This is a genomic window from Flavobacterium sp. LC2016-13 (assembly GCF_009707955.1).
Classification (GTDB): Bacteria; Bacteroidota; Bacteroidia; order Flavobacteriales; family Flavobacteriaceae; genus Flavobacterium.
The window spans coordinates 182908-202527 of the sequence record NZ_WMDQ01000005.1; the positions used below are offsets into that span (position 1 = coordinate 182908).

The window sequence follows — 19620 nt, forward strand, 5'->3', positions numbered from 1 at the left end:
GCTTATAATTAATATAACTTACTGCAAAACAACAAATTACATCGAAACAAAGATAATTTATTTTCTTGAATTAACCGAATAATCATAAAAATAAATAATTTTTTAAAAGTATAAACCTACAAAACGAAATATAATTTGTAAAAATATATTTATGTGCATTTTATATTTTGTAATTATTTATTTATAAAAAAATATTAAAAAATCATTATAATATTTGCAATCTTCCTTCTTTGATTGCCTTCAACATTGTGTTATAATCAGCTTCATTTTGTGCTGTGTATGCAATAGAAAACTTCGCTATTGCATTTGCAAACTCATCGCTATTTCCCATATATCCGGATAATAACGAAGCATCTCCAGAACGTGCGTGTGCTCTTGCCAGCGCCCATCCGCAGGCTTTTGCATAGTCGATAATATTTTTAGGTTTCATAATTTCAAGAACCGGTTTTACTTTTGCATCCCGAAGCTGGCGGATATAAAAAAACTTATTCTGACTATCATTGGTCCATCCTAAAAACATGTCTGACGCTGATTGCATTAGTTTTTGTCCCATTACAATTCTTTCGCCCTGATTACTATACTTATTTTCAACTTTTACATTCGATTCTAAAACACTTTTTCTTGCTTCTTTAAATTGCAAAAAAATGGGTTCGCCCGTTGCCGACATCAGCAAACTAACGCCACAAATAGTCCCTACACTTCCTACACCTACCACCTTAATCGCCAAATCGTGTAATGAATATCGCTTTAAAAGCACTTTTTTATCATCAGATAATGATTCTATATAACGTTCATGAACAATTTGAGCTTCTTTCAAAATTCGCTCACCTAGTTCACCTGTTGGATGATAAATGAGAGGAGGTTCATCTTTTATTCGGGCTCGCGAACCTTCCTGATAAGTCATTTTTGCAAATTCTTTTTCATGCGCTGTATATTCCGCTGCTTTTTTAATTCGCTTTTGCTGAAACGATTTTAGTTCCTCATCTTCTCCCATTTCAATAAGTTCTGCCAGATCAATATCAGCATACCAAATTTGAAGGGCAGATAATTTGCTATATTCCAGCATATGCCTTTTGTAACTGTCAGCCACATGCCATGCAAATTCTTTACAGGTTTTATCCGAAAATTTTCTCCATTTTCCAGCAATAGAAAAACTTGCGGCCAGTCTTTTTAAATCCCATTCCCACGGACCCGGAAATGTTTCATCAAAATCATTAATATCAAAAACCAACTTACGCTCAGGAGTTGCAAATCCTCCAAAATTCATTAAATGACAATCGCCACAAAGCTGAAGATAAATTCCTGTATTGGGCGTTTGTGCCAAATCTGCCGCCATAATTGCTGCTGCGCCTCTAAAAAACGAAAACGGCGACTCCATCATTCTGCTATATCGTATTGGCAGCAAACTTTCTACTCTTCCAACACTCGTTTCAATCAAAATAGCCACCGGATCTTTTCTGTTTTCGAACGATTTCCATTCTTCATGAACAGATCTGGGCATAATTTTTCTAATCGCAACACCTTTTTCAAAACGTTCTGCTTTTGAAGCTATCGGATCAAATACTATCTCACTTTTATTTTCAATTTTGTCAAACATACCTGCTTTTACTTTACTTCTTCCAAATCACCCATTTTCCAGGATTTCTCGAAAAATTCTTTTTCGGGTCCATAAAAACGAGCTAATAATTCGAATTTTCGTTTTGAATCCGTTGGCAACCAGTTAGATTCTTTTCCTGAAGGCGCTTTTGCACCAAAGTAAATATCTACAAAACCATCGCTGTTTTTTTGAAGTCCGGGAGTAGTTGAACCACGCCCGGCATATTTCATATTTAAAATAAGAGCGTGTGTTTCGCGGTCATAAGCGGTTAGAATTGGTACACAAAGCCAAACAACTCATTATTATAATTGATAAAATTTTTGACTTTATATCGTATTTTTTTATGATAAATAAAATTCTAAACAATTTATGATCCTGGAAAAACGAATGCCAAAACAGCTCTCAAACCCCAATCAGGTCTAATTTCATGCGGACCAACAATTGGTATTAATGGCATAATTGCAAACTGAACCACCTGATCTCCTAATTTGGTCACAGCTCCAATACTTGGACTGATGGTAATCTGGGTTGTCTTACCTTCCCAATTTTGAGTGATTTCTGAACTTATACCTAAACTGGCACCGCTTTTATAACTATGAGAAAGAAATATCTGTGTGTAAAACTGACTAAAATCTACACGGTCTTTATTTCCTGCAACTGACCAGATTTGATTGGCGATAAAACCTATCGAAAGCCCTTTTCCCTGATGCATTACTAATGCACTTGGACCAACTCCAAATTTCTCTGTTCCCAGAAAATCATCTGTAGCGGTTGGAATCAAAAATGCAGGTCCAATTCCTAAAATAAGTCCTTTTGTTTTAGGAGCAAAAAAAGCCGTAACTGTTGCATCGCTTAATCCAAATTGATGTGTGTTTTCACCTGTAATATCTCTTTGATCTACTACCGGCAATATGTAACGGGTAATTAAATTTAGATTTTCTGTTAATTTAAAAGGAATTACCGGCTGTATATTTATGGTGTATTTTGATCCGTTAAAAGGCCCGATGCCATAATTTAAATTATTCTGCAAAGGCACACTAATTAAACTTGCAACCGGGTTTGCCAATTTATCGGCTAATTCCTGAGCACTTGCACTTGTTTTTTGTTCGTCCTGCGCAAAAATCATAAAATTCGAAAGGAAAAAAAATGCAACGAATAGCCATTTGAGATAAATATTTAATCTTGTATTTTTCATAATTATTCCATTTAAAGGTTTTAATCATTTCTAAAATCAAAATGAAACAATTTTTAAAAGCTAAAAACTGTTTCATTTCATACTAACTAATTCAAAATCATTTATCTGCAAAAACTTTTTTCCAATCGTCTTTTATGCTTACTACATGCCATTTATTTTTTGAAGCAGTATTTAATGACAGGTTATCTTTTTCCTGATAACTATATTCTCTAATAGAATCGTTGTGGTTTACCAGCAATTGAAATGATGGATATTTATTACCCTGAGAATATTTTAGCATGGCAATATCTCCGGCGCCACCCTCGTTTCCGCAGGCAAAAACAGGTCTTTGTCCAATGTGTAATTGTATGCCGACTGGTTTTTCTTCCTTATCATTAAAATGATCTAAAGCAGGCAGTCTTTGTACTGCATTTTTAGCATCATCATATTTGTATTTGAAAGAAGTTCCCACAACCTGATCTTTTGGAATTCCGTAAAAATCCTGAGATATTGCACGTACAACTTCAATTGTACCGCCTGTTACGATGTAAGTTTTAAATCCGTTGGCACGGAGATAATTCAGCAACTCAAGTTGTGGCTGATATCGTATTTGTTTTACAGGGATATTTTTTCCCGGATATTGCGCTCCTTTAAAAAAATCATTTACTGACTTTTCAAATTCATCTTCGGTCATTCCGGTATGAGTTGCTCCAACAAGTTCCATAAGTGCTTTGTCTCCTCCTTTTGCAAAAAAAGTTTTATCTTTTTCTATCACGGCTTTAAAAGGCTGTTTTTGAGCTAAAGCAGGATTTGCTTCGACCATTTTTTTTACCTGATAAAAAGCAAATAGTTCCTGAACATAAGGTTTTTCAGCCCATAATGTTCCGTCATTATCAAAAGTAGCTATTCTGTTTTCTATCGGAATAAAATCCGGAGTTCCTTCTGTTGTTACTTTTTTTACATAAGCAATAATGTCGGTTTTCAAGGCTCCATCATTCCAGCTTGGTAACGGATCTCCGCTATTTGCAACAACTGTTGTACTATCTTTAGGATTTATTGTTGTAGCTGTTTCGGCTTTTTTACATGAAACCAGTAAAAATAAAAATACAGACAACATATATATTTTTCTATACATGGTATTGATTTTTAAATTAACAGAGCTTGAAGTATGGGAGATTCAAGCTCTATTTTTTTATTTTGCTATTTTTTCTTTGAAGATTGTACGTCACTTTGTATTGCTTTTTGCAACTTTATTTGCTCAAGTGTTTCTTCCATAATCGTTACAGGAGAGAAACTTGGCGGGATTGAACGAGGAGGGTATTCTTTGAATGTTTCTGCAAACTTCATCACTTCAACATTCATTCCGTAAACAGTACCAATGTGATTAACGATCCAGTCCCAATAAGTATTAGAAGTAAAATCAGCTCTTTCGTAAGGGTCCTGATACAGATTAAATATTTTTTGTAAACGTAACTTAACAAACGGTTCTGCCCAAAGTCCCATTGTTCCTGCCATACGCTGTTCAGCAAAAACGTATTTGTAATCACCTAAACGCATACCTACAAGCAAACCATCATCATCAGAATAAAAGAATCTATCTCTGGCACTTTTTGGTGTTTTACCTTCTAAAAATGTAGATTGATCGTAGCCGTCTAAGTGTACTTTATAAGTATTTCCGTTTGCTTTATATCCTTTTAATAACTTGTTTGTAATATCTGGTTCTCCTGCAATAGACACTAAAGTTGGAAACCAATCGTTATGGCTCATCATTTCATTAGTTATCTGACCTGGTTTGATTACACCTGGCCAGCGTACCATACAAGGAACTCTAAAAGCACCTTCCCAATTGGTGTTTTTTTCTGAACGGAAAGAAGTCATTCCTCCATCTGGCCATGTATTCATGTGCGGTCCATTATCCGTAGAATAAACTACTAATGTATTATCGGCAATTCCTAAATCATCTAATACTTTTAAAAGTTGTCCTACCGTTAAATCATGTTCTATCATACCGTCCATATATTCACTGTCTCCATGTGTATACTTACCGCGGTTTTCAGCTCTTACATGCGTACGCAAGTGCATACGGGTGCCATTCCACCATACGAAAAATGGCTTCCCGGCAGCATTTTGTCTTTTGATAAAATCAATAGCTGCTGCAGATGTTTCATCATCGATAGTTTCCATTCTTTTTTTAGTAAGAGCTCCTGTATCTTCAATTTTTTGTTTTCCGGTTTTTCCAAAGCGAGCATCAGTTATCGTAGGATCATCAACATTTGTCGCAGTACATTTTAAAACTCCTCTAGGTCCAAATTTTGCCAAATATGCGGGATCTTTTGGATAATCCGGCAATTCTGGTTCTTCTTCAGCATTTAAATGATATAGATTCCCGAAAAATTCATCAAAACCATTTACAGTAGGTAAACTTTCGTTACGGTCGCCTAAGTGGTTTTTACCAAATTGACCTGTAGCGTAACCTAAAGACTTAAGAACACCGGCAATTGTAGGGTCTAGCTGACTCATTCCCATTGGTGCGCCAGGAAAACCTACTTTAGTCAAACCTGTACGAATTCCGTGTTGTCCAGTAATAAAAGCAGCACGGCCTGCTGTACAACTTTGTTCTGCATAATAGTGTAAAAAACGTATTCCTTCATTTCCTACACGATCAATATTAGGAGTCATATATCCCATCAGTCCATCACTATACGCACTAACATTTGTTGTTCCTATATCATCGCCCCAAATTATTAAAACATTAGGCTTTTTAGTATTTTGAGCCTCCACTTGAAAACCTGGGAAAAATACTAATGCAAAAAGTAAAATCGCATTTTTAAATCCATTTTTAAGTTTACTTTGTTTCATGGTAATAAAATTTGTTAATAATTCTATTTGTTTGTATAAAATTTGATTCTTAAAAACAGATTAACATGTGCGATAATTATTAAAATAAATTTGATTGCTTATTATCAAATATTTCAAAAAAACCTTACATTTTTTTAAGAACCTCAAAATTAGCTATTTAAGAATGTAACAATTGTAATTATTTACCTTGATGTCGTTCCATTTTATAAAATGAAACGTTAAAATGCTATAGTTTGCGCATTCTATTTCTTTTAGAACTTTCGCTTTATAATTTTTAAATACTTGTTTAAGGATTTTGTATTTTAAAAAAACACTTTAACATTACTTCCTTTTTGGGTATTGTTTTAGTGAAAATTGTTTTTGCGGATGAAGTTATTACAAGCAAAAAAGCCATCAAAATAATTTGATGGCTTTTTTTATGTGGTAATCTTTATAAAAAGAAAACTATTCTATTTCAGAAACTCTCATGGTATTTACCATTCCTTTATCTTTAATTGGCATTGCTGCAAGGTTAATTAAATAATCTCCTTTTACAACAAATCCTTTTTCTCTTGCAATTTCGTTAACGTCTGTTACAGTATCATCTGTACTTTCATCTTTATCGTAGAAGTATGATTTTACTCCCCATAATAAATTTAATTGTGTTAAGATTCTTCTGTTTGAAGTAAATACTAAAATATGTGCCGATGGTCTCCAAGCTGAAATTTGAAAAGCTGTATATCCGCTATTTGTCAAAGTACAAATTGCTTTTGCTTTAATTTCATTTGCCAATAAAGCTGCCTGGTGACAAACTGTTTTAGTAACAAAACGTTTTGTTTTAATTTGTGGTGTATTTTGTGGAACCTGAATAAGCGGAGAATCTTCAACAGCCTCACAAATTTGAGTCATTCTCTGAATTACTTGTACAGGATAATTTCCTGTAGCAGTTTCTCCAGACAACATTACCGCATCAGCTCCATCCATTACAGAGTTTGCAACGTCGTTAACTTCAGCTCTTGTTGGCGTTAAACTTGTAATCATTGTTTCCATCATTTGAGTCGCAACGATAACAGGAATTCTAGCCGTTTTAGCTCTGCGAATCAAGTCTTTTTGTACTAATGGTACTTCGTGTGCAGGAAGTTCAACTCCTAAATCTCCACGAGCAACCATTAAACCATCGCAATATGCTATAATTTTATCTATGTTCTCAAGAGCTTCAGGCATTTCAATTTTAGCAACAATTGGAATTTTATATTCTGAATGCTTAGCGATTAATTCTTGTAAGTCTTGTAAATCGCGAGGTGTTTTTACAAACGAAAGGGCGATCCAGTCTACTTTTTGTTCAATAGCAAAAATTGCATCTGCAATATCTTTTTCAGTTAAAGCCGGTAAAGAAATTTTAGTGTTTGGAAGATTAACCCCTTTTTTAGATTTTAATTCTCCACCTTGAATTACTACTGCTGTAACTTCTGTTTTTTTATCAGTTGTAAGAATTTCAAAAATAAGTTTACCATCATCAAGCAAAATACGCTCCCCCGGATTAACATCATTTGGGAAGTTTTGATATTTCATGAACACTTTTTGTGCTGTTCCGATAATATCTTCAGCAGTTGTAAAAGTGATTACATCACCATCATTTACTACTGTTCCTTCTTCCATTACTCCAACTCTAAGTTTTGGTCCCTGTAAATCTCCAAGGATTGCAGTTGTATAACCAAACTCTTCGTTTAAGCCTCTAATAATATTAATTTTATCTTTTACTCCTTCGTAATCAGCATGCGAAAAATTGACTCTAAACACATTAACCCCTGCCTCGATCATATCCTTGATAATCTCTCTCGTACTACATGCAGGTCCAAGTGTAGCTACAATTTTGGTTTTTTTGTTTGTTTTTAGCATTTTTTTTAAAAAATTAGATTGTTTTTTGATTTTATTTTATCAGTATCTAAGGCATATATAGCCGCAATACTCTCTATTGTATTTAATTTTTGCTGAATTGCTGAAAAATCAAGAGCCTCTTCGCTATTGTCTATTTTCAGGAAAAAATCTACTTTTTTGAATTCAGGAAGTAAATGAATTGTTGTTGAAACCTCACTTGTCTCATTGGAAAACAAATCTTGAGAATCATTTTTACTCGCTGAAATGATCTCATTTTTATTCTGAATCAAATTCCATGAAACTGCTTTTTCGGCATCATAATAATAAAATCTCGAAAAATTTGCCTCGCCTTCTTTAGTTTGAGCATGGATCTCGTTTTTGCTCTTACTTAAGTTTATCGGAAGGTTTTTATTGATAAAATAGGCTAATCTGTAATCTTCTAATGAAGTATGAATTGCCATTAAATAATAATCAATTTCGTCAAATTCGTCTAAATCCAATCTATGAATTGCCATATCATGAAAAATCTAGGTGTAAATATACTATTTCTATTGGAGCATCAATAGTTAAGATGTGGATGTTTTTGTTAATTTATAAACGAAAACGTTATAGTCTTTAGGAAATTACAATAATATTGTAGTTATTTCTTATCTATTTTCTCCTGAAAAGCAAAATAAGCTCGTTGTGATGCTTTTTCTTCCGCCTTCTTTTTTGAAGTTGCTCTTGCTCTTGCAATTACTTTATCGTCTATACTTAATTTTACGCCAAATAAGCGTTGTCCGTCAATACCGTTATCTTCAAAAATGTCGTAGTGAAAGATTCTCTTTTCTTTCTGGCACCATTCGATAACAAGACTTTTATAACTGATTACTTTTCCTTCAAGTCTGGCAATATCTACATAAGGTGTAATAACTCTTTTTTGAATGAATTTTTCACAAAAAGGATATCCTCTGTCTAGATAAATTGCACCAACAAGTGATTCAAAAATATTACCATGAATATTTTCGCCAAAATGCTGAACAGGCACTTTGCTTTCTACAAAACGAACCAGGTTTAAATCTTTACCTAATTCATTTAAATGCTCACGGCTAACAATTTTAGAGCGCATTTTGGTTAAATAACCTTCATCGCCATTTGGTGCTTTGTTAAACAAATGTGCAGCAATTACCGCACTTAACATAGCATCACCTAAAAATTCAAGCCGTTCATAATTAATTGGATTGCCTGATTCGTCTAATTTATTCGAAGAGCGATGCGTAAAAGCTTTCTTATAAAAATCAATCGAAACCGGCTGAAAACCAAGTATTTTCTGAATAGTGTCAAAAAAAATCCCGTCTTCTTGAGAACGGGATTTTGAAAATATTTTTTTGATAATATTCATAGACAAAACTAGTCAACTAATTTTTTAAACAATACACAAGCATTGTGTCCACCAAAACCAAATGTGTTACTCATAGCAACATTTACCTCTCTTTTTTGAGGTTTGTTTAAGGTAAGATTTAATGCCGGATCGATATTTTCGTCAACTACAGTATGATTAATCGTTGGAGGAACAATACTGTGTTGCATTGCCAGAATAGAAGCAATAGCTTCAATAGCTCCGGCAGCACCAAGTAAGTGTCCTGTCATTGATTTTGTCGAATTGATATTGATATTTTTTGCATGTTCGCCAAAAACTGCGCTAATTGCTTTTAATTCGGCTACATCTCCTAACGGAGTAGAAGTTCCGTGTGTATTGATATGATCAACATCTTCCGGATTCATTCCTGCATCTCTTAAAGTATTTTTCATTACTGCAATAACTCCAATTCCTTCCGGATGTGGTGCAGTTAAGTGATAAGCATCAGATGACATTCCGCCTCCGCCAACTTCACAATAAATTTTTGCGCCTCTGGCTTTAGCATGTTCATATTCTTCAAGAACCAACGCTCCTGCTCCTTCTCCTAAAACAAAGCCATCTCTGGTTCCGTCAAAAGGTCTTGAAGCCGTTTCAGGACTTTCGTTTCTTGTAGATAAAGCATGCATAGAGTTAAAACCTCCCATACCAGCAATAGTAATAGCAGCTTCAGATCCGCCTGATACAATAACATCACACATTCCTAAACGAATGTAGTTGAAAGCATCAATTAATGCATTTGCAGAAGATGCACATGCAGAAACGGTAGTATAATTTGGTCCCATATATCCATTACGCATTGAAATGTGTGCTGGCGCTATATCGGCAATCATTTTAGGGATAAAAAATGGATTGAATTTTGGTGTTCCGTCACCTTTAGCGTAATAAATTACTTCTTCCTGAAAAGTTTCTAAACCTCCAATTCCTGCTCCCCAAATAACACCAACTCTTGTTTTGTCGATATTATCATTAGTAAGTCCGGCATCTTTAATAGCCTCATCACTTGCGGCCACAGCATATTGAGCAAATTTATCTAATCTTCGAGATTCCTTGCGATCCATGTAGTCTTCAATATTGAAGTTTTTTACTTCACAGGCAAATTTCGTTTTATGCTTCTCTGTATCATAATACGTGATAGGAGCGGCTCCGCTAACCCCATTCACAAGTGCCTCCCAATAATCCTGGATATTATTCCCGATAGGAGTAAGAGCACCTAATCCTGTTACAACAACTCGCTTTAACGTCATAAATATGTATTTTGTACTTTAAACAAATAAAACCCACGCTTTCTTAACACTATTGTTACTTAAGAGCCATGGGCATTACAATATAAATATATCTTTTTGATTGAAAATCAATCGAAATTTAAAATTTTAAAAAAATAATAACACCCGACTTATAGACTATAAAAATCGGGTGCAGTATTATTATTTTTTAGCTTCTTCGATATAAGAAATAGCTTGACCAACAGTAGCAATGTTTTCTGCTTGATCGTCTGGAATTTGAATATCAAATTCTTTTTCGAATTCCATAATAAGCTCAACAGTGTCTAATGAGTCAGCTCCTAAATCATTAGTGAAGCTTGCTTCTGTTACAACTTCGTTTTCGTCAACGCCTAATTTGTCTACGATAATCGCTTTTACTCTTGATGCAATGTCTGACATAATCTTTAATTTTAGAATTTAATTTGTTGGCAAAAATAAAAAACTTTATTTTAAAACAACTATTTAGTTTATAAATGTGATACTAATTTATAAAATTAATTTCAAGAAAGCCCTTTTAATACTATTTATTTTCGATTTTTATTCCGTTTTTTGCATTCTCAAAATAATATCTATTATGAAAAAAATTATTGTTTTTGCCTCAGGATCAGGAACTAATGCAGAAAACATTATTAAATATTTTGCAGCTTCAAAAATTGCAAATGTTGTTTCGGTTTTTACCAATAATGCTTCGGCAAAAGTTATCGAAAGAGCCAAAAATCATCAAATTCCGGTCGAAATCTTCTCAAAAAATGAACTTTTGGATCGAAATGTCTTACAAAAAATACAAGAAATCGACCCGGATCTAATAGTTTTGGCTGGTTTCTTATTGAAATTTCCCGAAAACATAATCGAGCTATATCCAAATAAAATAATCAACATTCATCCTGCACTTTTACCCAATTATGGAGGGAAGGGAATGTATGGAATGCACATACACAGAGCTATAATAAACAATAAGGAAAAAGAAACCGGAATCTCGATTCATTATGTAAATGAAAATTATGACGAAGGCGGAATCATATTTCAGCAAAATATAGCCTTAACAGATGATGATACTCCGGAAACTGTAGCCGAAAAGATTCATGAATTAGAACAAAAACACTTTCCGGAAATTATTTCGAGATTATTAGAAGAATAAAGCACAAAGAAATTAAACCATATAAGTCATATAAGAATATATAAGTTGGACTACTATTAACTCTTTTAATACTTGACAAAGAAATATAAGCTGTATTATTTAAATGAACTTATATAACTTATATGGTAAATAAAAAAATGATGAATCACGAAGTACATATATATACTGATGGCGCGGCAAAAGGAAATCCCGGAAACGGTGGTTATGGCGTGGTAATGGAATTGGTAGGAACTCCACATAAAAAAGAATTCTACGAAGGTTTTCGTCTTACTACTAATAATAGAATGGAACTTTTGGCTGTAATTGTGGGTTTAGAGAAACTGAAAAATCCGAATATGAAGGTTTTGGTTATTTCAGATTCTAAATACGTTGTTGATTCTGTTGAAAAAAAGTGGGTTTTGGGCTGGGAAAAAAAGAAATTCGCAGGAAGAAAGAATCCTGATTTATGGAAACGCTTTTTAATTGTTTACCGTAAACATCAAGTCGATTTTAAATGGATAAAAGGTCACAATAATCATCCGCAAAATGAACGTTGTGATGAATTAGCTGTTATGGCATCTATGCAACCCAAGCTTTCTGTAGATGAATATTATGAAACCATAGGATCAAAAGAATAAAAAAACGCATCAAAAATTAATTTGATGCGTTTTTCATTACTAACTTAAAACGATTTATTTATTCTTTATCTAAATCTTTGGCTCTGTGAAACCCTACAAGCAAACCAACTCCAGACATTGTAATGATTGTTGCCGGATAAACAACATCTGAATTCATTTTTGTATAAGTCGAAAGAAATAAAGCAATAAAAAAACCAAGCCCAATTCCGATTAAAAGAAAAGCGGTATTCAAAATAAAGATTTTCCAAACCGGAACTCCATTTGTTTTTCCTTTTAAAAATATACTTGCATCAACACCTTTTTCTATAAGCGCTAAACGTTCTCTGTTTCTTGTTGAATAAATAAGATAAACGATCCCGAAGATCATTAAGAAAAGACTAATTGGTACTAAAATTTGTGATCCCATAATTTTTACGTTTTTATAATTGATTGATACTCCATAGGACGACAGCTTTTAAATTCAGGTTACAGCATTTGGCAAAAAAATTCAACTTTTAAATTCCATCTCGAAGTCTTGGTACAAAAACTACTGATTATGAGTTAATTTTGAATACCGCAACTTTGACAAAGTTGTGTTATAACTAGTTCAACAATTAGAATTAAAAAAAAACGAGGTTTTCTGTAACCTAAAATGATTTTTTTACGTCCTATATAATATGAGTACAATAAGTGATCAACATTATATCGATAAAATTCTACAGGGCGAGGTCAATGCGTTTGCCGTGCTTGTTGATCGTTATAAGGATATGATTTTTACTTTGGCACTCAAAATGATTAAAAACAGAGAAGAAGCTGAAGAAGTTGCACAAGATACTTTTATTAAAATTTATAACTCTTTGAATAAATTTAAAGGCGATTCTAAATTTTCGACCTGGATTTATAAAATTGCCTATAATACGTGTTTAGATCGTTTGAAGAAAAACAAAAAAGAAGACCTTAATATATCAATAGATGAATTTTCGGCACATTTGATAAAAACAATGGACAATGCTTTAAGTGCTTTAGAAGAAAAAGAACGAAAGCAAACGATTCAGAATTGTCTAGATTTATTACCGAGCGAAGAGAATTTCTTGCTAACTTTATTTTATTTTGAAGATCAGAGTTTAGAAGAAATAGGGAAAATTATGAATATCAATGCTAATAATGTCAAAGTAAAATTATTTAGAAGCCGACAAAAATTAGCTGTAATTTTAAAAAAGCAATTAGAACCAGAAATAATAGAATGTTATGAAAGAAAATGATAAAGAAATAGAAAATCTAATTGATAAAATGATGACCGAAACCAATTTGGAATCGCCATCTTTTGACTTTACTTCAAAAATAATGTCTCAGGTTTTAGTGTCCGAAAAAAGCAAAATTAAAGCTTACAAACCTTTGATTTCTAAATCGGCCTGGATTTTTATCGGAATTTGTTTAATTGCCTTGACAATTTATTCTCTTTATTTCAATACCGAAATTTCTAATTTTGAAATAGTAAAATTATATTCTGATAAAGCTTCTACTCTATTTTCGGGAATTCATTTTTCTAAAAACATATTGTATGCACTTTTAATAGTTCCGTTCATGGTTTTGATTCAGATTGGTGTTTTAAAAAATTATTTTGATAAGAAGTATGAGTTGTAGAGTTATTTAAATAAATCTTCTCTTTTAATTATTAAATATCTTGGATGAATATCATCTACACGAATATCATATCCGTTTAGATATAATAGATATGATATTGTAGAAAATTCGTCAGGTTGTATAATTAAGTTATTTAGTTCGTCTTCATTTTCATTTTCGCCTAATGAAGGTTTCGAGTATTTTTTCAAAAATCTATCAAATCCTAAGCTATCATATTCTTTTTCTGTTTTTGGATTCAATTTAAAATTTTCCAAAAGTATTATTTTTTGATTCGACGCATCAAAAACGTAATCTTCATTCAAAACAGTTTCTAAAAACTCTTTATACGTTTTATAATTCTTTTGATAGTACATTTTATACGATTGATATAAAAGCTCGCCATTTGTCACAAAAATTCCATCTTCGTTTGTTCGAATGTATAATTCTATAATTGAATATAAATTTACTGTTACGGAAGCATTTTTTCCTTCGTCATGAAAAGCTAACTTCTCTATCATTTCTTCAGAAAAATTAGATTCTTTTCTTTCACAGGAAATCAAAAAACAAAACAACAATAATAATGTAAGGATTTTCTTCATGAATGAGATTTTGAGATTTAAACAAATCTAACTAAAATCTTCAGTACTTTTTCCAAAAATAATTATTGCATTTTAAATCGAAAAAACATATTTTAAGCACTCCAAACAATCGAATTTAATTCATTCATTTACAATACTTTTAGCCCCGCAAACGATATTGTTTTTTTATGAAAATTTTGAGAACCTAAACCGTTGCAATATTGTAACTTATGAAGTATCTTTGCACCCTAATTCGAAATTCATAAAATGAATAAATTATTGATTGTTGGAACGGTTGCTTTCGACGCTATCGAAACTCCTTTCGGAAAAACAGATAAAATATTAGGTGGTGCTGCAACGTACATTGGTTTATCAGCATCATTTTTCAACTTACAATCGGCCATTGTTTCTGTAGTTGGCGACGATTTTCCTCAAGAACATTTAGATTTATTGACTTCAAAAAATATTGATATTTCTGGTATCGAAATTGTAAAAGGCGGTAAAACGTTTTTTTGGAGCGGTTTATACCACAATGACTTAAACTCAAGAGATACTTTAGTTACGGAATTAAACGTTTTGGCTGATTTTCAACCAAAAGTTCCTCAAAATTTTAAAGACGCTGATATTGTAATGTTAGGAAACTTACATCCTTTAGTACAAAGCAGTGTTTTAGATCAATTAGAGAAAAAACCAAAATTAATTGTTTTAGACACAATGAACTTTTGGATGGACTGCGCTTTACCTGAATTACTTGACGTAATTAAACGTGTAGACGTTATAACGGTTAACGACGAAGAAGCAAGACAACTTTCAGGAGAATATTCATTAGTAAAAGCAGCGGCTAAAATCCAGGAAATGGGACCAAAATATGTGGTGATCAAAAAAGGAGAACACGGCGCACTTTTATTCCATAACAGAGAAGTATTTTTTGCACCGGCTTTACCATTAGAAGATGTTTTCGATCCAACAGGAGCCGGAGATACTTTTGCAGGTGGATTTTCAGGATTCATTGCACAAAGTGAAAACATTTCATTTGGAAACATGAAAAACGCAATTATTTACGGTTCGAATTTAGCTTCATTTTGTGTGGAGAAATTTGGAACCGAAAGGATGGAAACATTAAGCAAGGCTGAAGTAGCGATACGATTACAACAATTTAAATCGTTAACTCAGTTCGACATAGAAATATAATGCCCGAAAGCCTCGATAAAACGGGGCTTTTTTATTACGTTAATACACACAACTTACAACAACACAAAATACAAAACACAATGAGCGACGCTTTAAAACACGAATGTGGTATAGCCCTGGTTAGACTTCTTAAACCGCTTGAATATTACAAAGAAAAATACGGAACTGCTTTTTACGGAATACAAAAAATGTATTTAATGATGGAAAAGCAGCATAACCGTGGTCAGGATGGCGCAGGTTTTGCAAGCATCAAACTTGATGTTGAGCCTGGACAACGCTACATTAGCAGAGTTCGTTCGAATCATGCACAACCTATTCAGGATGTTTTTGCACAAATTAATGACCGTATCAATGAGGAGATGACTACACATCCTGAATACGCAAATGATGTTGAGAAACAAAAAGCTAATATACCTTATATAGGAGAACTATTTTTAGGACATGTTCGTTACGGAACTTTCGGAAAAAACAGCATCGAAAGTGTACACCCATTTTTACGTCAAAGTAACTGGATGCACCGTAATTTAATTTTGGCAGGTAACTTCAACATGACAAATGTTAAAGAACTTTTCGAAAATTTAGTTGAGCTTGGACAACATCCAAAAGAAATGGCGGACACTGTTACGGTTATGGAAAAAATTGGTCACTTCTTAGACAAAGAAGTAATGCAATTATATCAAGATTGTAAAGCTGAAGGTTACTCAAAAAGAGAAGCTTCTCCTGTTATTGCAGACCGATTGGATATTGCAAAAATATTAGCACGTTCAGCAAAAAATTTAGATGGAGGTTATGCAATGGCCGGATTATTAGGTCATGGTGATGCTTTCGTTTTTAGAGATCCTGCTGGGATTCGTCCTGCTTATTTCTACCAAGATGATGAAGTCGTTGTTGTAGCATCTGAACGTCCTGTTATTCAAACTGTATTTAATGTACCTTTTGAAAAAGTTCAGGAAATCGATCCGGGAAATGCATTAATCATCAAGAAAAACGGAAAAGTTTCTATGGAACAAATCTTAGAACCAACCGTAAAAAAAGCTTGTTCATTTGAAAGAATTTATTTCTCAAGAGGAAGTGATGCTGAAATTTACCAAGAACGTAAAAACTTAGGTAAACTAATTTTACCTGCAGTTCTTAAATCAATTGACAGCGATACAGACAATACTGTTTTCTCATATATCCCGAATACAGCCGAAACTTCATTTTATGGTTTAGTTGAAGCAGCTCAGGATTTTTTGAATCAAAGAAAAAACAATTATATTCTGGAAAACAGAAATACACTTACGACTGAAACATTACAGGAGTTATTAGCTGTAAAAATCAGAACAGAAAAAGTTGCCATTAAAGATGCTAAACTTAGAACCTTTATTACAGAAGACAGTAGCCGTGACGATTTAGTTGCTCACGTTTATGATGTGACTTACGGAGTAATTAAACCAACTGATAATTTGGTTATTATTGACGATAGTATTGTTCGTGGTACAACATTAAAAATGAGTATCATAAAAATGATGGATCGTTTGAAACCAAAACGTATTGTAATTGTTTCTTCGGCTCCGCAAATTCGTTACCCTGATTGTTACGGAATTGATATGGCAAAACTTGAAGGTCTTGTCGCTTTTAGAGCAGCTCTTGCTTTATTGAAAGAAAGAAACCTTTATCATATTGTTGATGAAGTTTATGCTAAATGTAAAGCACAGGAAAATTATGTTGATACGGATGTTGTAAATTATGTAACTGCAATTTATGACCAATTTACTCCAGAAGAAATTTCAGATAAAATTGCCGAAATGTTAAGTTCTCCTGAAATTAATGCTGAAGTGAAAATTATCTTTCAAAAAGTAGAAGATTTACATATTGCTTGTCCTAAAAATCTTGGAGACTGGTATTTTACCGGAGATTACCCAACACCAGGCGGAAATCGTGTTGTAAACAGAGCTTTCATGAATTTCTATGAAGGAAAAGATGCAAGAGCATATTAAAAAAATACTAACAAAAGGTTAAATAGTGCAGTTAATCGGTTTTTTTTGCCGTTCATCCTATATGTTTGGCAAAATCGAATAGCTACGATACTTTTGGGATACCATAACATTAGTAGGTTAAGTTTATGGTAGATTTGGGGCAAAAAGGGTGGAAGAAATTCCACCTTTTTTATTGGAATAAAGTCAAAATACCAGTTCAAAGTAAGAAATTACGCATTTCGTCGAATATATCTGCATTTTGTCTAGAATATTTGGAAATACAATATAGCTACCATAGCTTTACTATACCATAACATTAGTAGGTTAAGTATATGGTAGATTTGGGGCAAAAAGGGTGGAAGAGATTCCACCTTTTTTATTGGAATAAAGTCAAAAATCAATCAAAGTAAGAAATTACGTATTTCATCGGGTTTATTTGCACTTAATCTGAAATATTTGATAATTAAATATAACTACCATAGATTTACTAGACCATTACATTAGTAGGTTAAGTACATGGTAGATTTGGGGCAAAAAGGGTGAAAGAGATTTCACCTTTTTTATTGAAATAAAGTCAAAAACAACCCAAAGTAAGAAATTACGTATTTCATCGGGTTTATTTGCACTTAATCTAAAATATTTGAATATTAAATATAGCTATCATAGATTTACTAAACCATTACATTAGTAGGTTAAGTACATGGTAGATTTGGGGCAAAAAGGGTGGAAGAGATTCCACCTTTTTTATTTTCTTTTTTTAGAGAAAAGAAAATAGATTATAGAATAACGAGAATTGAAGAAAATTAAACATAAAAAAAGACGGATAACTTTAAGTCATCCGTCTTTTTTATTTACTCTATTCTCTTTACTCTATTCTCTTTACTCTATTTTCGACTATTTGTCTAAAGCAAATCTTCTTGCGACTTCTGTCCAGTTAATTACACTGAAGAAAGCTTCAATATAATCTGGTCTTCTGTTTTGGTAGTTTAAGTAGTAAGCATGTTCCCAAACATCCATTCCTAAGATTGGAGTTCCACCGTTACCAGCAACTTCTGGCATTAATGGATTATCTTGATTTGGAGTGCCTACAACTTCTAATTTACCTCCTTTTTGAACTGTTAACCAAGCCCATCCTGAACCAAATTGTGTTGCACCAGCTTTAGCAAATTTTGCTTTAAACTCTTCAAAAGTTCCAAAAGAAGACTCAATTGCAGCTAACAAATCACCTGTTGGTAATCCGCCACCGTCTGGGCTCATTACAGTCCAGAATAAATTGTGATTGTAGAAACCTCCACCATTGTTACGAACCGCACCGTTAGATTTATCTAAATTGATTAAGATGTTTTCGATTGTTTTTCCTTCTAAATCTGTTCCTGCAATTGCAGCGTTAAGATTTGTTGTATAGGCATTATGATGTTTTGAATGGTGAATTTCCATTGTACGTGCATCAATATGTGGTTCTAATGCATCATATGCATAAGGTAATTGTGGTAATTCAAAAGCCATGATATTATGATTTTATGGTTTATAATAATTTATCCCAAATTTAAACATTTAACTTTGGAATAGAAAATACTATTTCGTTATAATTCAATTTAATTAATTGATGATTTAATTTTTAAACACTTAAATACTTGTAAATCTTTATTTTCCATTAAAAGTAGTCATTGTATTTTCTAATCCGGCGGTGCCAAATGTTTTGATAATTTCAGAAGCAACTTCTAAACGTTCCGGCAATTTTGCTTTTTCTTCTTCATCCCAATCCCCTAAAACATAATCAATTTGTTGTCCTTTTTTGAACTGATCGCTTATACCAAATCTAAAACGGGTGTATTGTTGTGTATTTAAAACCAGATTGATATTTTTAAGTCCGTTATGACCACCGTCACTTCCTTTTGGTTTGATTCGGATCGTGCCAAATGACAGATTTAAATCATCTGTAATGACCAAAATATTCTCTAATGGGATATTTTCCTTATCCATCCAGTATTTTACGGCTTTACCACTTAAATTCATGTATGTGTTTGGCTTAAGGAGAAAAAAGGTTCTTCCTTTAAATTTGTACTCAGCCAAAGCTCCCAATTTTACGGTTTCAAAAGAAAGACTTTCTTTTTTTGCTAAAAAATCCAGCACTTTAAAACCTATATTATGTCTTGTATTTACGTATTCGGCTCCAATATTACCAAGTCCTACGATTAAATATTTTTTACTCACGTTTTTTATATTGTTTTTTTGGTGTTCGTGAACCTCCGGTTTCATATTGTCTATGTTCTCTTCTTTTTGTGTTGATGAAAACAGTTTTGTTATCCATTTTATCATGTTTGCAAAAGTATGATTAATTAGAGAATGTGCCAATTGGTTAATTAGATAATTTATTTTTAACCACGA

General features: G+C 32.9%; 20 protein-coding genes. 6 read left to right on the forward strand and 14 right to left on the reverse strand.

Translation table 11 applies throughout. From position 1 onward, the window contains the following. Positions 1–205: 205 nt before the first annotated feature. The 10 genes from GKZ86_RS12435 to GKZ86_RS12480 all read right to left on the reverse strand — a co-directional run bounded on the left by GKZ86_RS12435 (position 206) and on the right by GKZ86_RS12480 (position 10547). Entirely contained in the window at positions 206–1597 is a 1392-nt protein-coding gene (locus GKZ86_RS12435; protein ID WP_154783435.1) for a DUF2252 domain-containing protein, read from the reverse strand. An 8-nt stretch (positions 1598–1605) separates the two neighbouring features. Continuing rightward, positions 1606–1872, reverse strand: a complete 267-nt coding sequence (locus GKZ86_RS12440; protein ID WP_317173541.1) for a DUF1214 domain-containing protein — start codon at positions 1870–1872, stop codon at positions 1606–1608. A 92-nt stretch (positions 1873–1964) separates the two neighbouring features. Beyond that, a complete protein-coding gene (locus tag GKZ86_RS12445) occupies positions 1965–2792 on the reverse strand; it encodes a hypothetical protein (protein ID WP_154783437.1) in 828 nt (275 codons plus the stop codon). Positions 2793–2889: 97 nt separating this feature from the next. Next, on the reverse strand, positions 2890–3906 hold the full coding sequence (locus GKZ86_RS12450) for an HAD family phosphatase (protein WP_154783438.1): 1017 nt from the start codon (positions 3904–3906) through the stop codon (positions 2890–2892). A 65-nt stretch (positions 3907–3971) separates the two neighbouring features. Continuing rightward, positions 3972–5630 (reverse strand): arylsulfatase, encoded by a 1659-nt coding sequence (locus GKZ86_RS12455; protein WP_154783439.1) that lies wholly within the window; start codon positions 5628–5630, stop codon positions 3972–3974. Positions 5631–6074: 444 nt separating this feature from the next. Continuing rightward, positions 6075–7508: a pyruvate kinase gene (gene pyk, locus GKZ86_RS12460; protein WP_154783440.1), complete on the reverse strand. Its 1434-nt coding sequence runs from the start codon at positions 7506–7508 to the stop codon at positions 6075–6077. 5 nt (positions 7509–7513) lie between these two features. Continuing rightward, on the reverse strand, positions 7514–8002 hold the full coding sequence (locus GKZ86_RS12465; protein WP_154783441.1) for an IPExxxVDY family protein: 489 nt from the start codon (positions 8000–8002) through the stop codon (positions 7514–7516). Between the two features lie 125 nt (positions 8003–8127). Next, a complete protein-coding gene (rnc, locus tag GKZ86_RS12470; RefSeq protein ID WP_154783442.1) occupies positions 8128–8868 on the reverse strand; it encodes a ribonuclease III in 741 nt (246 codons plus the stop codon). A gap of 8 nt (positions 8869–8876) precedes the next feature. Continuing rightward, entirely contained in the window at positions 8877–10130 is a 1254-nt protein-coding gene (fabF, locus tag GKZ86_RS12475) for a beta-ketoacyl-ACP synthase II (protein WP_154783443.1), read from the reverse strand. Positions 10131–10310: 180 nt separating this feature from the next. Beyond that, positions 10311–10547 carry an acyl carrier protein gene (locus GKZ86_RS12480; RefSeq protein ID WP_007137004.1) on the reverse strand — a complete coding sequence of 79 codons (237 nt, stop codon included), beginning with the start codon at positions 10545–10547 and terminating at the stop codon, positions 10311–10313. A gap of 175 nt (positions 10548–10722) precedes the next feature. Here GKZ86_RS12480 and purN point away from each other — a divergent pair, with 175 nt between their 5' ends. Continuing rightward, a complete protein-coding gene (gene purN / locus GKZ86_RS12485) occupies positions 10723–11286 on the forward strand; it encodes a phosphoribosylglycinamide formyltransferase (RefSeq protein WP_154783444.1) in 564 nt (187 codons plus the stop codon). A 140-nt stretch (positions 11287–11426) separates the two neighbouring features. After that, on the forward strand, positions 11427–11903 hold the full coding sequence (gene rnhA / locus GKZ86_RS12490; protein WP_154783592.1) for a ribonuclease HI: 477 nt from the start codon (positions 11427–11429) through the stop codon (positions 11901–11903). Positions 11904–11961: 58 nt separating this feature from the next. Here the strand turns inward: rnhA and GKZ86_RS12495 are convergent, their stop codons facing one another. Further along, the gene (locus tag GKZ86_RS12495) at positions 11962–12309 is read right to left on the reverse strand and encodes a DUF6249 domain-containing protein (protein ID WP_154783445.1); all 348 of its coding nucleotides are present in this window, start codon (positions 12307–12309) and stop codon (positions 11962–11964) included. Positions 12310–12559: 250 nt separating this feature from the next. On the opposite strand from GKZ86_RS12495, the gene GKZ86_RS12500 reads away from it, so the two are divergent. Continuing rightward, complete coding sequence (locus GKZ86_RS12500; RefSeq protein WP_154783446.1) at positions 12560–13144, forward strand: RNA polymerase sigma factor; 585 nt, start codon at positions 12560–12562, stop codon at positions 13142–13144. Continuing rightward, positions 13131–13526 carry a hypothetical protein gene (locus tag GKZ86_RS12505; RefSeq protein WP_154783447.1) on the forward strand — a complete coding sequence of 132 codons (396 nt, stop codon included), beginning with the start codon at positions 13131–13133 and terminating at the stop codon, positions 13524–13526. The genes GKZ86_RS12500 and GKZ86_RS12505 overlap by 14 nt, the downstream gene beginning before the upstream one ends. Positions 13527–13528: 2 nt before the next feature. Here GKZ86_RS12505 and GKZ86_RS12510 read toward each other — a convergent pair whose 3' ends face one another. Further along, entirely contained in the window at positions 13529–14104 is a 576-nt protein-coding gene (locus tag GKZ86_RS12510) for a hypothetical protein (RefSeq protein WP_154783448.1), read from the reverse strand. 246 nt (positions 14105–14350) lie between these two features. On the opposite strand from GKZ86_RS12510, the gene GKZ86_RS12515 reads away from it, so the two are divergent. Both GKZ86_RS12515 and GKZ86_RS12520 read left to right on the forward strand, forming a co-directional pair. Continuing rightward, positions 14351–15274, forward strand: a complete 924-nt coding sequence (locus GKZ86_RS12515; protein WP_154783449.1) for a PfkB family carbohydrate kinase — start codon at positions 14351–14353, stop codon at positions 15272–15274. Between the two features lie 80 nt (positions 15275–15354). Further along, positions 15355–17253 (forward strand): amidophosphoribosyltransferase, encoded by a 1899-nt coding sequence (locus GKZ86_RS12520; protein WP_154783450.1) that lies wholly within the window; start codon positions 15355–15357, stop codon positions 17251–17253. Positions 17254–18126: 873 nt separating this feature from the next. Here the strand turns inward: GKZ86_RS12520 and GKZ86_RS12525 are convergent. Next, complete coding sequence (locus GKZ86_RS12525; protein WP_154783451.1) at positions 18127–18738, reverse strand: superoxide dismutase; 612 nt, start codon at positions 18736–18738, stop codon at positions 18127–18129. A gap of 138 nt (positions 18739–18876) precedes the next feature. Then, the gene (gene pth, locus GKZ86_RS12530; RefSeq protein ID WP_154783452.1) at positions 18877–19551 is read right to left on the reverse strand and encodes an aminoacyl-tRNA hydrolase; all 675 of its coding nucleotides are present in this window, start codon (positions 19549–19551) and stop codon (positions 18877–18879) included. Positions 19552–19620: the final 69 nt, after the last annotated feature.

Bases quoted from the DNA above. Each gene is read 5' to 3' on its own strand.
- GKZ86_RS12510 (WP_154783448.1), bottom strand. From the start codon at position 14,104: ATGAAGAAAATCCTTACATTATTATTGTTGTTTTGTTTTTTGATTTCC.
- pth (WP_154783452.1), bottom strand. From the start codon at position 19,551: ATGATAAAATGGATAACAAAACTGTTTTCATCAACACAAAAAGAAGAG.
- fabF (WP_154783443.1), bottom strand. From the start codon at position 10,130: ATGACGTTAAAGCGAGTTGTTGTAACAGGATTAGGTGCTCTTACTCCT.
- GKZ86_RS12445 (WP_154783437.1), bottom strand. From the start codon at position 2,792: ATGAAAAATACAAGATTAAATATTTATCTCAAATGGCTATTCGTTGCA.
- GKZ86_RS12465 (WP_154783441.1), bottom strand. From the start codon at position 8,002: ATGGCAATTCATAGATTGGATTTAGACGAATTTGACGAAATTGATTAT.
- pyk (WP_154783440.1), bottom strand. From the start codon at position 7,508: ATGCTAAAAACAAACAAAAAAACCAAAATTGTAGCTACACTTGGACCT.
- rnhA (WP_154783592.1), top strand. From the start codon at position 11,427: ATGAATCACGAAGTACATATATATACTGATGGCGCGGCAAAAGGAAAT.
- rnc (WP_154783442.1), bottom strand. From the start codon at position 8,868: ATGAATATTATCAAAAAAATATTTTCAAAATCCCGTTCTCAAGAAGAC.
- GKZ86_RS12495 (WP_154783445.1), bottom strand. From the start codon at position 12,309: ATGGGATCACAAATTTTAGTACCAATTAGTCTTTTCTTAATGATCTTC.
- purN (WP_154783444.1), top strand. From the start codon at position 10,723: ATGAAAAAAATTATTGTTTTTGCCTCAGGATCAGGAACTAATGCAGAA.
- GKZ86_RS12450 (WP_154783438.1), bottom strand. From the start codon at position 3,906: ATGTATAGAAAAATATATATGTTGTCTGTATTTTTATTTTTACTGGTT.
- GKZ86_RS12435 (WP_154783435.1), bottom strand. From the start codon at position 1,597: ATGTTTGACAAAATTGAAAATAAAAGTGAGATAGTATTTGATCCGATA.
- GKZ86_RS12500 (WP_154783446.1), top strand. From the start codon at position 12,560: ATGAGTACAATAAGTGATCAACATTATATCGATAAAATTCTACAGGGC.
- GKZ86_RS12515 (WP_154783449.1), top strand. From the start codon at position 14,351: ATGAATAAATTATTGATTGTTGGAACGGTTGCTTTCGACGCTATCGAA.
- GKZ86_RS12525 (WP_154783451.1), bottom strand. From the start codon at position 18,738: ATGGCTTTTGAATTACCACAATTACCTTATGCATATGATGCATTAGAA.
- GKZ86_RS12480 (WP_007137004.1), bottom strand. From the start codon at position 10,547: ATGTCAGACATTGCATCAAGAGTAAAAGCGATTATCGTAGACAAATTA.
- GKZ86_RS12455 (WP_154783439.1), bottom strand. From the start codon at position 5,630: ATGAAACAAAGTAAACTTAAAAATGGATTTAAAAATGCGATTTTACTT.
- GKZ86_RS12520 (WP_154783450.1), top strand. From the start codon at position 15,355: ATGAGCGACGCTTTAAAACACGAATGTGGTATAGCCCTGGTTAGACTT.
- GKZ86_RS12505 (WP_154783447.1), top strand. From the start codon at position 13,131: ATGAAAGAAAATGATAAAGAAATAGAAAATCTAATTGATAAAATGATG.